A 14,834-nucleotide genomic window follows, 5' to 3' on the forward strand; every position below is an offset into this window, starting at 1 on the left:
AGAAAAGTAGCATCTTATTATAAGATGCTGCTTCTTTCATATTCAGGAAAGAGAAAGGACTAAGGCAATGAAAATAAATACAGTGTTATTTGATTTAGATGGAACATTAATTAATACAAACGAACTTATTATTTCTTCTTTTTTACATACTTTACATACATATTATCCAAATCAATATAAGCGTGAAGATGTATTACCATTTATCGGTCCGTCTTTGCATGATACGTTCAGTAAGATTGATGAAAGCAAGGTTGAAGAGTTAATTACGAGCTATCGTCAATTTAACCATGATCATCATGATGAATTAGTAGAAGAATATGAAACTGTATATGAAACAGTTCAAGAGTTGAAGAAGCAAGGTTATAAAGTTGGTATTGTTACAACGAAAGCACGACAAACTGTTGAGATGGGATTAAAGTTATCGAAGCTTGATGAGTTTTTTGATGTTGTTGTGACAATTGATGATGTCGAGCATGTGAAACCACATCCAGAGCCACTTCAAAAAGCGCTTCAGTTATTAGATGCGAAACCGGAAGAAGCATTGATGGTTGGGGATAATCATCATGATATTGTTGGCGGACAAAATGCGGGTACGAAAACAGCTGCAGTTTCATGGACATTGAAAGGTAGAGCGTATTTAGAGGCTTACAAGCCAGACTTTATGCTAGATAAAATGAGTGATTTATTGCCGATTTTGTCCGACATGAATCGTTCGTAAAGATAAGTAGAGGAGCGAGTGAAGTGCGACGGACAACGCGCTATCCTGTTTCAGGAGAAAATTCATTATGGAACGTGTATAAAACAGTGTCTTTTTGGAAGGTAATGAAAAACTTTATGATTATCCAAATTGCACGTTATACACCTTTTTTATCGGTCAAGAATTGGTTATACCGCACCTTTTTGCGGATGAAAGTAGGAAAGAAAACATCGTTTGCGCTTATGGTAATGCCAGACATTATGTTCCCGGAAAAGATAACTGTGGGAGAAAATTCGATTATAGGCTATAATACAACGCTTTTAGCACATGAATATTTAATTCGAGAATATCGACTTGGAGAGATCGTTATAGGAAATGAAGTGATGATTGGAGCAAATACGACTATATTACCAGGTGTGAAAATTGGAGATGGTGCGATTGTTTCAGCTGGCACACTCGTTCATAAAGATGTACCGAGCGGTGCTTTCGTAGGTGGAAATCCAATGCGTGTTATTTATACAAAAGAAGAAATAGATGCTAGAGAAGGTTGATGCTAAAAATGTAACATTTCTCTTCTTTTTTAATGAATAAAAAGGAAATAATTGAGTATAATATACTGTTTTGTTTTTTACGGAATCGTTTATACTTATAGATAGAAGAATGTGTGAACGAAGAAAACAAAAAACTGGAGGATATATGGGGAAAAATCAAAGAATATATAAGGAGAACGGACAAGTTATCTCTTTTAATCAATTAGCGGACTTCTTTTATAAAAAAGGGATGAGGGCTTACAAAGGACAAAAATTGCAAGATGCAATTAAATATTTTCGAAGAGCGGCACAAAGCGAGAAGGAGCCGTTTATTTTATGTCAATTAGCAACAGTATTATCTGAGGCTGGTGAATATCAAGAGTCGAATCAAACCTTCTTTAAGCTTGTTAGATCTAATCCAGAACTTGAACAATGTTATTATTTTATTGCAAATAATTATGCGTATATGGGTCTATTTCAGCAGGCGAAGAAGTATGCGGATCGCTATTTAGAAGTTGCAGAAGAGAAGGAATTTGTTGAAGATACATTAGAATTACTTGAAATTATGGAAGAAGAAGCGATGGGTGCGGAAGAGATTGAGGATGAAGATGATTTAATTGTTATGCAGGAAGAAGCCAATCGTTATATTCGTAATGGACAATTGGAAGAAGCAATTGCTACATTAGAAATTGTTACGAAAGACTATCCGGAATTTTGGTCGGGGCATAATAATTTAGCTATTGCGCATTTTCAATCTGGTAATGTAGATAAGGCGCTGAAATTAACGGAAATGATTTTAGAGAAAAATCCTGGTAATATACATGCGCTTTGTAATACGCTTATTTTTCTATATTCAATTGGAGAGCATAAACAAGTAGAGGCGTTAGCAGGACAGTTAGTTTCGGTATATCCGATTTCGTTTGAACATCGTTTGAAACTTGGGACGACACTTGCAACAATTGGTCATTTCGAGCCTGCATATAAATGGTTCAAATTATTAAAGCGTCAAGGATACGAAGGAGACGTTAGTTTTTATTATTGGTTTGCATATTCTGCGTATATGGTGAAAGATCAGCAAGTAGCTGAAAAAATGTGGCAACATGTTGTAGAATTGCACCCTGATAAAAAGGGAAAAGAACCGTGGAATGCTTTGAATTTAGCGGATGAAGGACAAAACGTGTTATTTGAGGAATTACGAAAATCGTTTCAGCAAAGTGCGACGCTAGAGGAACAAATGCTAGCTTTATATTTAATGAATGAATTATCAACGCCGGAAAAGGTGGGATTCTTCTTTGATGTAACGCAGGCGAAGAACGGTGTTCCCATCGTATCGCAACTTGCAAAGTATTTCTTTTTACTGAATAGCCATAAGAGTATCCCAGCTGATTTACAGCAATTTGAGCAGTGCGCGCGAATCGCGGATGCTTTATACAATTATACGAAAAAAGATGATGAATTAATCGAAGAGTGTTTACAATTTTGGTTTTGTACGTTCATACGTTTATATACATCTGGAGCAGTTTTTACAAATGTATACGGCTGGTCAGCTGCGGTTGAATATATCGTACGTAGCGAACAAGGAAATAAGATGACACAGTCGGAGCTCGGAGATGTGTATAATGTATCTGTAGCGACTGTTCGAAAGTATGTGCAAGCTGTTAAGCGTACGCACACATAGATAAGCAAATCATTGGGAAAAAAATGATGCGAACAGTATAATGAGGGTAACTTAATTGTGTAGGAATGGATAGGAGTGAATAGTGTGTCAGAAGAAAAAATTTATGATGTCATTATTATTGGTGCAGGACCAGCTGGTATGACAGCTGCAGTATATACATCTCGTGCGAATTTAAGCACATTAATGCTTGAGCGTGGTATTCCAGGCGGGCAAATGGCAAATACAGAAGATGTAGAAAACTACCCAGGTTATGAGTCTATTTTAGGACCAGACTTATCAAATAAAATGTTCGAGCATGCGAAGAAATTTGGTGCTGAATATGCATACGGTGATGTGAAAGAAGTCATCGATGGTAAAGAATACAAAACAATTATTGCTGGTAAAAAAGAATATAAAGCACGTGCAATTATCGTTGCAAGTGGTGCAGAGTATAAAAAAATCGGTGTACCAGGTGAAACAGAACTTGGCGGCCGCGGTGTATCATATTGTGCGGTATGTGATGGTGCATTCTTTAAAGGTAAAGAACTTGTAGTTATTGGCGGCGGAGATTCTGCTGTTGAAGAGGGTGTATTCTTAACACGCTTCGCATCAAAGGTAACAATCGTTCACCGTCGTGACACGCTTCGTGCACAGAAAATTTTACAAGATCGTGCTTTCCAAAACGAAAAAGTAGACTTCATTTGGAACCACACGATAAAAGAAATTAACGAAGCAAATGGTAAAGTAGGAAGTGTAACACTTGTAGACGTAAACAGTGGAGAAGAGAAAGAAGTCAAAACTGACGGCGTATTCGTATACATCGGTATGTTACCATTATCAAAACCATTTGTTGAACTAGGTATTACAAATGAAAATGGTTACCTTGAAACAAACGAGCGTATGGAAACGAAAGTTCCTGGTATTTTCGCAGCTGGTGATGTTCGTGAAAAAATGCTACGTCAAATTGTAACTGCAACAGGTGACGGTAGTATTGCAGCACAAAGTGCACAACATTACGTAGAAGAATTATTAGAGGAACTAAAAACTGTATCAGAAAAATAAGGGATAACATACCTTTTGAGAAGAAAGCTACCGATAGGAGCTTTCTTCTTTTTTTGTGTGAAAATGTCAAAGTTTTGTCAAAAAATATTGGGATTATAAGCTTTCTTATTGATATACTGGACTTTACGGAAAAAATCACTATAAGAAATGAGGAATTTATTCAGTATGGAATGGCGTAATATATATCGTGGATTTTGTATGGGCGTTAGTGATTTAATTCCTGGTGTGAGCGGCGGTACAATCGCTGTTGTGTTAGGGATTTATGAACAATTGCTTGCGGCAATTAGTGGATTCTTTAGTCGTGAATGGAAAAAACATTTAGGGTTTTTAATTCCACTTGCAGCTGGTGTGGCAGCAGCGTTTTTAACGTTAAGTCACGTTATTAAATATTTACTTGCAAATCATTATGAACCGACTCAATTTTTCTTCCTCGGTTTAATTATTAGTATATTACCGATGTTAATGAGAGAAGCTGATGCAAAGTCGTCGTTTAAAGGTAAGCACATTGTTTTATTAATCGTTGCAGCAATTCTTGTTGCCATCACAGCTTTCTTTAAACCAGATAAGACAGCAGATCCAATTACGACGTTAACAATTTTAAATGCAATTGGTTTATTTTTCGCAGGATGGATGGCTAGTATGGCGATGTTACTTCCTGGAATTAGCGGATCGTTTATTTTATTAATTATTGGTGTATATCCGACAGCAATTAATGCTTTAACTACACTCAACTTACCTTTAATCGCAGTTATTGGTGCTGGTGTTATGGTAGGGTTTGTTGTAAGTAGTAAAGGAATTAGCTTCTTATTAGATCGTTATAAAAGTATGACATTTGCGGCAATTATTGGACTAGTTATCGGTTCGATTGTAATTGTGTTCCCTGGTATTCCAACTGGAGGATTTTCAATTATAAGTTCAATTATTACCTTTATTTTAGGATTTGCGATTGTTACTTATTTCGGTAAGAAATAACGGCTTTAATCCCCTTGGCGATAAAAATCGTTAAGGGGATTTTTCATGCTATGCATTGAAAGTCCAGGCATTTACATTGCTTGTTATAGAAAGCTTTTTTAAAATTGTTGAGTAGCATATGCTTAGCGGAAGAGGACTGGCTCCTTCGTTGTAGCAAACTGTTTTTGATAGTATAATGAAATGAGTATGCAGTGAGAAATTTGCTGCAAGTAGCTGAGGTGAAGAAACATGCAAAGAGTGACAAACTGTGTGTTAATTAGAGATAATGAAGTACTCTTACTCCAAAAACCTCGCCGGAATTGGTGGGTTGCACCAGGCGGGAAAATGGAGCGTGGTGAGACGGTAAGAGATTCCGTTGTTCGCGAGTATCGTGAAGAAACAGGTATTTATTTAAAGAACCCAGCGTTAAAGGGGGTCTTCACCTTTGTCATCCAAGAAGGTGATAAAGTTGTTTCTGAATGGATGATGTTCTCCTTTTTAGCGACAGATTTTGCAGGAGAAAACAAACTAGAGAGCGAAGAAGGCATCATTGGCTGGCATACATTTGATAAAATTGATGATTTAGCAATGGCACCAGGAGATTATCACATTATTGATTATTTAATTAAAGGAAATGGCATAATCTACGGTACATTTGTATATACCCCAGATTTTGAGTTGCTTTCATATCGATTAGATCCGAGTTAAACCGTCAAGGAGAGGATACGATGACAGAGAATAATGATATAAAAATGGTAATTATTACAGGGATGTCTGGAGCTGGAAAGACAGTAGCTTTACAAAGTTTTGAAGATTTAGGATATTTCTGTGTAGATAATTTACCACCGATGTTATTGCCAAAGTTTATTGAGCTTATGGCGGATTCAAAAGGAAAAATGAATAAAGTAGCACTTGGTATTGATTTACGTGGCCGAGAGTTTTTCGAACATTTATGGGAAGCGCTTGATGATTTATCAGAACGTACATGGATTATTCCTCATATTTTATTCTTAGATGCGAAAGATAGCACACTTGTAACTCGTTATAAAGAAACGAGACGCTCGCATCCACTTGCACCAACTGGTCTGCCGTTAAAGGGAATCGAAGCAGAGCGTAATTTATTAACAGATATGAAGGCACGCGCGAATATTGTGCTTGATACATCTGATTTAAAACCGAAAGAATTACGTGAAAAAATTGTTCACCTATTTTCAACTGAAACGGAGCAAGCATTTCGTGTAAATGTTATGTCATTTGGATTTAAGTACGGTATTCCAATTGATGCAGATTTAGTATTTGATGTTCGTTTTTTACCAAATCCATATTACATTCCACATATGAAGCCATTAACAGGACTAGATGAAGAAGTTTCATCGTATGTGCTGAAATTTAATGAGACGCATAAGTTTTTAGAGAAATTGACTGATCTTATCACTTTCATGCTGCCTCATTATAAAAGAGAAGGCAAGAGTCAACTTGTAATTGCAATTGGATGTACAGGTGGACAGCATCGTTCTGTTACGCTTACAGAATACCTTGGGAAACATCTGAAACCAGAGTATAGCGTTCATGTATCTCATCGTGATGTGGAGAAGAGAAAGGGTCATTAAGGGATGAAAAAAGAGAGAAAACCTAAAATTGTTATCATGGGAGGCGGAACGGGACTTTCTGTTTTATTACGAGGATTAAAACAATATCCGGTTGATATTACAGCAGTTGTTACAATCGCTGATGATGGTGGCAGTTCAGGTAGATTACGTGATGAGCTAGAAATTCCACCCCCAGGTGACATTCGTAACGTACTTGTTGCGTTATCAGATGTAGAGCCACTGGTGGAAGCTTTATTCCAGCATCGTTTCACAACGGGAGATGGGCTGAAAGGTCATGCGTTAGGAAATTTATTATTGGCAGGTATGACCTCGATTACAGGAGACTTCTTCCATGCTATTACAGAAACGAGTAAAGTTTTAAATGTTAGAGGACGTGTATTACCAGCAGCGAATCAAAGTGCAGTACTACATGCGGAACTAGAAGACGGAGAAATTGTAACAGGTGAATCAAAGATTCCTTATTTCGGAAAGAAAATTAACCGTGTCTTTTTAACTCCAGAAGATGTAGAGCCGTTACATGAAACGTTGACTGAAATTAAACGAGCTGATTTACTTGTTTTCGGTCCAGGAAGTTTGTATACGAGTATATTACCGAATTTAGTTGTTAACAAAATTGGGGACGCTGTTCTTGCTGCAAAAGCGAAGAAGGTATATGTGTGTAATGTTATGACGCAAGCTGGTGAAACGATGGGATATACTGCGTTTGATCATGTGCAGGCGTTACATGATCATTTAGGTGAACCATTTATCGATACTGCAATTGTAAATAACCGTGATATTCCTTGTGAATTACGTCAGTTATATGAGGAAGAAATGTCAGCGCCAGTTGTAGTAGATGAAGAGCGTTTTACTGAAAATAATATTAATGTGATTCAAGATCAATTAGCGAAGTATGATGACCGTGTTGTAAGACACGATACATTAAAACTAGCTTCTATTTTATATTCACTGTTGTAGATGTGCGTTGCCTCGTTTGAGGTAACGCTCCTCATTTCATATAGGACAAGATTTTTGTTCCACAATAATCGTATAAGGAGGTGTTGACTGTGTCATTTGCATCAGAAACAAAGAAAGAGTTGACGAATCTGGAGATGAAGGAATGCTGTGAGAAAGCAGAATTATCAGCGTTACTTCGCATGAACGGATCGCTTTCTTTTTCAAATCGTCGTCTATCAATCGATATTCAAACGGAAAATGCGGCAATTGCAAGAAGGATTTATACGCTTTTGAAAAAAGGATATGACGTGACGGTAGAATTACTTGTTCGTAAAAAAATGCGATTGAAGAAAAACAATGTATATATCGTAAGGCTTGTTGAGAAGTCACGCGAAATATTAGCTGATCTTCATATCGTTCGAGACGACTTTTCATTTATTCGAAATATATCACAAGAATTAATTGAGAAGAAATGTTGTAAACGATCGTATTTACGCGGTGCATTTTTAGCAGGTGGTTCAGTAAATAACCCAGAAACATCATCTTATCATTTAGAGATCTTTTCGTTATATAAGGAACATAATGATGCTATATGTGAACTGATGAACGGATTTGATTTAAATAGTAAGACGTTGGAAAGAAGAAAAGGGTACATTACGTATTTGAAAGAAGCAGAAAAGATTACAGAGTTTTTAAATATTATAGGTGCTCATAATGCACTTTTAAGATTTGAAGACATTCGAATCGTACGTGATATGCGTAATTCTGTAAATCGCTTAGTGAACTGCGAAACAGCTAATTTAAATAAAACAATTGGTGCAGCGCTAAGGCAGATTGAAAATATCCGTTATATTGATGAGACGGTTGGTCTTGATATATTGCCGGATAAACTACGAGAAATTGCGCAATTACGAAGAGATTATCAAGATGTAACATTGAAAGAGTTAGGTGAGATGGTATCCGGGGGGAAAATTAGTAAATCGGGTATTAATCATCGTTTGCGTAAAATTGATGATATTGCAGAGAAATTACGCGCGGGGGAAACGGTAGCAAAAAAATAAGAGGTTAAAGGGGAAATGGAGCTGTGGTTCAAAAAAGAGTTCAGGTTTCATTAAAAAACGGTTTACAAGCACGTCCGGCTGCGTTGTTTGTACAAGAGGCCAATCGCTTTCATGCAGATATCTTCATCGAGAAAGATGGGAAGACAGTAAATGCAAAGAGCATAATGGGGATTATGAGCTTAGCAATTGGTACTGGTAGCATGATAACAATTACAACAGAAGGTTCAGATGCAGAAGAAGCTTTAGAAGCATTAGCTGCATATGTACAATAAGAAGCTATCGCGCATGTGCGATAGCTTTTTTTGTTGTTTGGGGCTTGTTGGTGGGGGTATGTGAGATGTGCGTTCTTGTCGAGAATTGTCGGTAAGTCGATAAGTTGTGTCGAAACGTCGATATATTAAAATAATCGCCGATATAATTGGAGTTACGGTCGATATATTTGAAAAATCGCCGATATATTTCGCTTGATACTAGGTGGGGTATGCGGGCGGAGAACAGCATATAAAAAAAGCGCCCTGTTATAGGGCGCTTCCGCTTTAAATCTATCCAGCTCCAGCGGCTAGAATCTCCGGTCGCTTCGCCCCTTCATTCGAGGCAAAAAGCGCCTCGGAATCAGGGGCTCCATCGCCCTGCGATTCTGAACGAGCCGCTTCCGCTTTAAATATCTATTAACGATTTGTAAAGATCTTATCGATTAAACCGTATTCTAAAGCTTTTTCTGCTGTCATGAAGTTGTCGCGGTCTGTGTCGCGTTGTAGTACTTCAAGTGGTTGACCTGTACGGTCAGCAAGAATTTGGTTTAGTTTCTCACGTAAGAATAGAATACGTTTAGCAGCGATTTCGATTTCAGTCGCTTGACCTTGTGCACCACCAAGTGGTTGGTGAATCATTACTTCACTGTTTGGAAGTGCATAACGTTTTCCTTTTTCACCTGCTGCAAGTAAGAATGCACCCATAGATGCAGCCATACCGATACAGATTGTTGATACTTGCGGTTTAATAAACTGCATTGTATCGTAAATTGCCATACCTGCTGTGATAGAACCACCAGGGCTGTTGATGTAGATGTGAATATCTTTTTCTGGATCTTGAGATTCCAAGAATAAAAGCTGGGAAACGATTGAGTTAGCTACGTTGTCATCAATTGCGCTACCAAGCATAATGATGCGGTCTTTTAATAGTCGAGAGTAAATATCGTAAGCGCGTTCTCCACGATTTGTTTGTTCAATTACTGTAGGAATTAAATTCATCTGTTATTTCCTCCTTATAAAGCTTTCTTAGTCTTATAATACAATTATGGTCAATAAAGGTCAAACGAAACCACTTTAAATCAAAAAAATATGTAGTTGTACCATGAAATATTCGCTATGTTTTTGAAATTCCCTGCTTATGTATCTTCAACATCATAACCGAATTACATAAATTTAAACGTTAGAAAAGCGATAGGAAAAAAGAAAAGAACGCCTTTTGACTGAAGCGTTCTTTCGATATCTATTCTTTTAAAAGATAGGTTACTTTATTTAAAATCTTTTCGATTTGTTTCGCGTTTTTACTATACATTTCGCTCGCTGATTTCGACTTTGTTTCTAAGGAAAATAGTTCAAGATCAGCATGACATTTTTTTAATGATGCTAATAATAAAGGTTTGTTTTGAGGAGAAGGCATTTGTAGTTTGTCATTATAAATGTCGATAGTCAGTTGTCCGTATGAATCCACTTGACCGAGGAAGACATTTTCAATAACAACACCGATTTTTTCTAATTCTGAATGTAGCCAAGCGCGGTTATGTCCGCTTGCTGAAAGAGGTTCATCTAGTACATTTCCATCCATAATAACAGTTTGTGGTTCTTTTTCATTTGGCACTTTTAAACCGAGATCTTTTGCTGTAAGTGGCTGAGAATCTTTCTTTAATAGTACATTTAATTCTCCACTCGGTTCTAAGACCGCAAATTCGACTTCCGCTATACTGAATGCACCATTTCCTCTAAGAAGTTCAAGTAACTCATCACTTGTATATTTCTCTTTCTTTAAGTTATCCTCAAGTACTTTTCCGTCTTTTATTAGCACTGTCGATTTTCCTTCAAAGAAATCTCTAGCGGCTTTGTTTTTTAAGGAAAGAATGCCAACAAAAAAAGGTACCGAGGCGAAAATAAGTATCGCAAAGACGCCGTGAAAAAATTTTGAATCGAGCCCTGTAGATACTTGGGCAGCGATGTCACCGATTGTCATTCCAGCTATGTATTCAAAGAAGGAGAGCTGAGAGATTTGTCTTTTCCCTAACCATTTCGTAATAGCGAATAAAATAATTAATATGAATACAGAGCGAAGAATGACAAGTGTCCATTCCGGCAGGTGAGACATAGTCATTTCCTCCAGTCTACTTAAAACCCTTTATATTGAGGTTCTTCACGTTCTAATACTGAAATCCTATTCTGTAAATCAGCGATGACGCTGTCCATTTCTAACATACATTCATGAAATACACGTTTTGTTTCTTCATCCTGTGAATTTAGTGAAAGGGAACTTAAACTTGCTTGAGCGCCCCTTACACTAGCGAGACAGGTTTTTACGCTAGCGATAACAGTCATACAAACACTCCTTATCCTTTCGGTTTGAATAACAATGCTCCGATGAAGCCGAAAATAATAGCTGCGGATACACCGGCGCTCGTTACTTTAAACATGCCGGTAATAACGCCAACGATGCCATGTTTTGCGGCTTCTTCCATTGCGCCGTGAACGAGGGCATTACCGAAGCTTGTAATAGGTACGGTTGCCCCAGCTCCAGCGAAGTCAATTAATGGTTCATACAAATTAAATCCATCTAATATAGCTCCAGCAACAACGAGTGTTGCCATTGTATGAGCGGGTGTTAGTTTGCCGACATCAAACATAAGTTGGCCAATTACACATATGAGTCCGCCGATGACGAAAGCCCAGAAAAAAATCATTGCGTTGCACCTCCGAATTCAATTGAAACGGCGTGAGCGATGCACGGAATCGTTTCTTCTTGTTGGAATGTAAGTGGAGATAGTAAAGCGCCTGTCGCAACGACAAGTATTTTTTTGAACTCTCCTCTTTTCATTCTGTTTAATAAATGACCGTACACGACTGTTGCGGAACATCCTGGTCCACTAGCCCCAGCTATGACAGGTTGCCCTTCTCTATAAATGAGCAGCCCGCAATCTTGAAACTGTTCGCTCGTTACTTTCGTTCCGTGTTTATGTAATAAGTCATAAGCAATTTCGCGGCCGACATGTCCGAGGTCACCGGTTACGATTAAATCGTAGTAAGAGGCGTCGATTTGGCGTTCGCGTAGGTGGGCCTCAATTGTATCGACGGCGGCTGGAGCCATTGCGCCTCCCATATTAAACGGATCTGTTAATCCCATATCAACCACTTTTCCGATTGTGGCTGATGTTACCCTAGGGCCGTGTCCAGTATCGCTTAAAATAGCGGCTCCTGCTCCAGTTACTGTCCACTGCGCGGTAGGTGGCTTTTGTCCACCATATTCAGTAGGGTAGCGGAACTGTTTTTCTACAGCGGTGTTATGGCTTGATGCCCCAGTTAATAAATATTTTGCGCCTTTTGCATTTACGATACTCGCCCCAAGTGCTAAACCTTCCATAGAAGTAGAACAAGCGCCGAATAGTCCGAGATAAGGAGTGCCCAGTGTACGGCAAGCAAAGCTTGTTGGAGTAATTTGATTGATTAAATCTCCTGCGAGTACAAATTGGATATCGTCTTTACGAAGTTCTGCTTTTTCAGTGGCGCGGCTACAAGCTTCTTCGAACAAAATTTTATGTGCTTTTTCATAGGAATCTTGTCCGAGCCATAAATCTTCATGAAGGATATCGAAGTCTTCGGGGATTTTTCCTTTTGCTTCAAACGGCCCGCCGACGACTCCTGTCGAAATAATAACTGGTTTGTTTTCAAATACCCACGTTCGGTGTCCTTGTAACATTTATAGCCCTCCCCATTGAACGAGAATCGTTTTAATAAGTGCGATGACGAAAGCTGAAAATACACCAAATAAAATAACGGAGCCGGCTAATTTAAACATGTTACCGCCAACGCCAAGGACAAACCCTTCCGTCCGGTGCTCGATACATGCGGCGACAACAGAGTTACCAAATCCAGTGACAGGTACAGCTGTCCCAGCACCTGCAAATTGACCGAGACGATCATATACGCCGAACCCAGTTAGTAACATCGAGATGAAAATAAGAGTTGCTACTGTTGGATTCCCTGCTGAGCGTTCAGTGAAATCGAAATACGTAATATAAAAAGTAGAAATGAGTTGCCCAATTAGGCAAATGAAACCACCAACGAAAAAGGCTTTTATACAGTTTTTTAAGACAGGACGCTTCGGTTCGCGTTCTTGCTCGAATTTTTTATATTCCTGTTGCACAGGGGTTAAGTTTTTATCTTTACTAGACATTGCAAACCTTCCTTTTCTTTTAAAAAGCGTTAAGTGTTAGACTCCATTTTTTTACCAATGAATTTTAATTGTTTATTAATTTCATCTTTAGATACTTTCTTTTCCTTAATTTTTCTTTCAAGCTTTTCAAGTAACATAAAGATTTTTTTATCTGTACTTACACGAACATCGAAAGTGGGGTGCTCATCACTTAGCTGCTTTTGGAGCTTCTTACGGAGAGGTTTTAATCCAAATCTTTCGTGATGCTCAGGTGTAACTGCTATGTAGAGATCTAAATTTGAATTTACTGCCGCACTTTTTATAATCCCATCCATAGCGAGGGCCCTTTTCTTGGCTCCTTGTGATATAGATTGATTAAAGGATTCCGTACTCATCTTTGTTAATTTAGGACCTTTCTCTTTCTCCGTTCGTTTTGCTTCTTCTTTCACTTTTTTATCTAAGGGACTATTATCACATCCGGTAAAAGAGCTAAATAGAAGAGCAAATAATACGGTTATGAGTCCGAGTTTTTGCATACTTATCATTCCATTTCTATTGCAATATGTAATGTGATAGAAAAAGGATGACTGCATATCATCCTTTTTCTATTTCACAGCAAGACTGATTCGTTATTGCTGTGAGTATTGTGGTTCTTCTTGTTGGACTTCTTCAACGCGTGGGTTTAAAGAATCGATAATCGTTTGTGTTTGCTGTGCAGCTGTTTGGAAAAGTTGCTTAGCTTGTTGGTTATCCGTATCAAGAGCGAATCCCTCTAAGCTAGCTTGTGCACTTTTTAATCCAGAAACAGTTTGCTTTAATTTCGTAATTACAGTCATTGAATGAAGCCCCCTTTGGAATATCAATTCAAAGATTATAATTTGTGAGTTGGGTTGAATTTATGATTGGAAAATTTAGGGGTGGGTGCTTTGTTAATATACTCATAACTAAGCGTCATAAAGGATTACGGGGATATTTTTATTGATTTAGATGGATTTTATTGCTATTATTATGAGAAGAAAATGAAGTGTTTTCTATAATCATGCGCCCATAGCTCAGTCGGATAGAGCGGTGGTTTCCGGTACCACGTCTGCCGGGGGTTCGAATCCCTCTGGGCGCGTTATATAAACTTTAATATTATTTTGTGTTGGGAGAGGCCCTTTGTATGTGGTAAGTAAAAATACCATGTGCAAAGGGTCTTTTTGATATTATCGTTAGTCAATTATTGTTTCTTTAATCTTGAATTTAGAACTGAGATTCCTAACTTACATTTTGTAGGTTAGGAATTTTTTTATTTTAAAAATGTTAAAAATATGCAATTTTGCGAAGTTATCTAAAAAGTTTAAATCTTGTAAATTTATAACTGTAGAGAACAACAAACAAATAAATAAAAAAACGAGAGGATGAATGAAATGTTAAAAGGATACAAGTTCACAAAAGAAGAGTTAGTAGAGGCGTGGAAAGATCCACAAGTAAGAGAGAAGTTAAACGACTTACCGAAACACCCATCGGGAAAAGCGTTAAATGAATTAAGTGAAGAAGAGTTAGCGGAAATCCAAGGGGCATCAGATGTACAACCAGAAACAACACCACTTTGTGTGGGAGTCATTATCGGGTTAACAACGTCAATTAAGATTTGTAAATAAAATAAAAAACCAAAACGAGAGGATGAATAAAATGTCAAAAGGATACAAGTTCACAAAAGAAGAGTTAGTAGAGGCGTGGAAAGATCCACAAGTAAGAGAGAAGTTAAACGACTTACCGAAACACCCATCGGGAAAAGCGTTAAATGAATTAAGCGAAGAAGAGTTAGCGGAAATCCAAGGGGCATCAGATGTACAACCAGAAACAACACCACTTTGTGTGGGAGTCATTATCGGGTTAACAACGTCAATTAAGATTTGTAAATAAAAT

Annotated in this window: 20 protein-coding genes and 1 tRNA gene; 13 read left to right on the top strand and 8 right to left on the bottom strand. The window is 37.8% G+C overall.

Translation table 11 applies throughout. The annotated features are described in order from the left end of the window. The first annotated feature begins 67 nt into the window (after positions 1-67). The 10 genes from ppaX (at position 68) to ACTFNE_RS19285 (ending at position 8,776) form a co-directional block, all read left to right on the top strand. Positions 68-718 (top strand): pyrophosphatase PpaX, encoded by a 651-nt coding sequence (gene ppaX, locus ACTFNE_RS19240; RefSeq protein ID WP_000700956.1) that lies wholly within the window; start codon positions 68-70, stop codon positions 716-718. A gap of 23 nt (positions 719-741) precedes the next feature. Then, on the top strand, positions 742-1,248 hold the full coding sequence (locus ACTFNE_RS19245) for an acyltransferase (RefSeq protein WP_046198076.1): 507 nt from the start codon (positions 742-744) through the stop codon (positions 1,246-1,248). 145 nt (positions 1,249-1,393) lie between these two features. Further along, positions 1,394-2,905, top strand: a complete 1,512-nt coding sequence (locus tag ACTFNE_RS19250; protein ID WP_000517735.1) for a tetratricopeptide repeat protein — start codon at positions 1,394-1,396, stop codon at positions 2,903-2,905. 84 nt (positions 2,906-2,989) lie between these two features. After that, a complete protein-coding gene (trxB, locus tag ACTFNE_RS19255) occupies positions 2,990-3,946 on the top strand; it encodes a thioredoxin-disulfide reductase (RefSeq protein ID WP_001288072.1) in 957 nt (318 codons plus the stop codon). 165 nt (positions 3,947-4,111) lie between these two features. Continuing rightward, positions 4,112-4,918, top strand: a complete 807-nt coding sequence (locus ACTFNE_RS19260; RefSeq protein ID WP_000455203.1) for a DUF368 domain-containing protein — start codon at positions 4,112-4,114, stop codon at positions 4,916-4,918. A gap of 228 nt (positions 4,919-5,146) precedes the next feature. Beyond that, positions 5,147-5,605 (top strand): NUDIX hydrolase, encoded by a 459-nt coding sequence (locus tag ACTFNE_RS19265; protein ID WP_001190080.1) that lies wholly within the window; start codon positions 5,147-5,149, stop codon positions 5,603-5,605. A gap of 20 nt (positions 5,606-5,625) precedes the next feature. Then, positions 5,626-6,507, top strand: a complete 882-nt coding sequence (rapZ, locus tag ACTFNE_RS19270; protein ID WP_000138457.1) for an RNase adapter RapZ — start codon at positions 5,626-5,628, stop codon at positions 6,505-6,507. Between the two features lie 3 nt (positions 6,508-6,510). After that, entirely contained in the window at positions 6,511-7,464 is a 954-nt protein-coding gene (locus ACTFNE_RS19275) for a gluconeogenesis factor YvcK family protein (protein ID WP_000712175.1), read from the top strand. An 89-nt stretch (positions 7,465-7,553) separates the two neighbouring features. Next, positions 7,554-8,504, top strand: coding sequence for a DNA-binding protein WhiA (gene whiA, locus ACTFNE_RS19280; RefSeq protein WP_000006561.1), 951 nt, complete (start codon positions 7,554-7,556; stop codon positions 8,502-8,504). Positions 8,505-8,527: 23 nt separating this feature from the next. Continuing rightward, a complete protein-coding gene (locus ACTFNE_RS19285) occupies positions 8,528-8,776 on the top strand; it encodes an HPr family phosphocarrier protein (protein WP_000250307.1) in 249 nt (82 codons plus the stop codon). Between the two features lie 396 nt (positions 8,777-9,172). Here the strand turns inward: ACTFNE_RS19285 and clpP are convergent, their stop codons facing one another. The 8 genes from clpP to ACTFNE_RS19325 all read right to left on the bottom strand — a co-directional run bounded on the left by clpP (position 9,173) and on the right by ACTFNE_RS19325 (position 13,759). Next, positions 9,173-9,754, bottom strand: coding sequence for an ATP-dependent Clp endopeptidase proteolytic subunit ClpP (gene clpP / locus ACTFNE_RS19290; RefSeq protein ID WP_001049162.1), 582 nt, complete (start codon positions 9,752-9,754; stop codon positions 9,173-9,175). A gap of 241 nt (positions 9,755-9,995) precedes the next feature. Then, positions 9,996-10,865 (bottom strand): DUF421 domain-containing protein, encoded by an 870-nt coding sequence (locus ACTFNE_RS19295; protein WP_270706535.1) that lies wholly within the window; start codon positions 10,863-10,865, stop codon positions 9,996-9,998. A gap of 20 nt (positions 10,866-10,885) precedes the next feature. Next, positions 10,886-11,092 carry a DUF1657 domain-containing protein gene (locus ACTFNE_RS19300; RefSeq protein WP_071727108.1) on the bottom strand — a complete coding sequence of 69 codons (207 nt, stop codon included), beginning with the start codon at positions 11,090-11,092 and terminating at the stop codon, positions 10,886-10,888. Positions 11,093-11,103: 11 nt separating this feature from the next. After that, positions 11,104-11,454 carry a stage V sporulation protein AE gene (gene spoVAE / locus ACTFNE_RS19305; protein ID WP_000575919.1) on the bottom strand — a complete coding sequence of 117 codons (351 nt, stop codon included), beginning with the start codon at positions 11,452-11,454 and terminating at the stop codon, positions 11,104-11,106. Beyond that, positions 11,451-12,467: a stage V sporulation protein AD gene (gene spoVAD / locus ACTFNE_RS19310; protein ID WP_000938952.1), complete on the bottom strand. Its 1,017-nt coding sequence runs from the start codon at positions 12,465-12,467 to the stop codon at positions 11,451-11,453. The genes spoVAE and spoVAD overlap by 4 nt, the downstream gene beginning before the upstream one ends. Continuing rightward, positions 12,468-12,944 carry a stage V sporulation protein AC gene (gene spoVAC, locus ACTFNE_RS19315; protein ID WP_000095407.1) on the bottom strand — a complete coding sequence of 159 codons (477 nt, stop codon included), beginning with the start codon at positions 12,942-12,944 and terminating at the stop codon, positions 12,468-12,470. It lies immediately after the preceding gene. A gap of 29 nt (positions 12,945-12,973) precedes the next feature. Further along, complete coding sequence (locus ACTFNE_RS19320; RefSeq protein ID WP_071727107.1) at positions 12,974-13,459, bottom strand: YhcN/YlaJ family sporulation lipoprotein; 486 nt, start codon at positions 13,457-13,459, stop codon at positions 12,974-12,976. 93 nt (positions 13,460-13,552) lie between these two features. Beyond that, positions 13,553-13,759 carry a DUF1657 domain-containing protein gene (locus ACTFNE_RS19325; protein WP_000216166.1) on the bottom strand — a complete coding sequence of 69 codons (207 nt, stop codon included), beginning with the start codon at positions 13,757-13,759 and terminating at the stop codon, positions 13,553-13,555. Between the two features lie 205 nt (positions 13,760-13,964). On the opposite strand from ACTFNE_RS19325, the gene ACTFNE_RS19330 reads away from it, so the two are divergent. The 3 genes from ACTFNE_RS19330 to ACTFNE_RS19340 all read left to right on the top strand — a co-directional run bounded on the left by ACTFNE_RS19330 (position 13,965) and on the right by ACTFNE_RS19340 (position 14,831). Continuing rightward, positions 13,965-14,040: transfer RNA gene (locus ACTFNE_RS19330), tRNA-Arg, on the top strand. Between the two features lie 292 nt (positions 14,041-14,332). Continuing rightward, positions 14,333-14,566, top strand: coding sequence for a mersacidin family lantibiotic (locus ACTFNE_RS19335; protein WP_046199679.1), 234 nt, complete (start codon positions 14,333-14,335; stop codon positions 14,564-14,566). A gap of 31 nt (positions 14,567-14,597) precedes the next feature. Then, a complete protein-coding gene (locus tag ACTFNE_RS19340) occupies positions 14,598-14,831 on the top strand; it encodes a mersacidin family lantibiotic (protein ID WP_000033706.1) in 234 nt (77 codons plus the stop codon). Positions 14,832-14,834: the final 3 nt, after the last annotated feature.

The organism is Bacillus cereus group sp. MYBKT111-2, assembly GCF_051915205.1.
GTDB lineage: Bacteria > Bacillota > Bacilli > Bacillales > Bacillaceae_G > Bacillus_A > Bacillus_A paranthracis.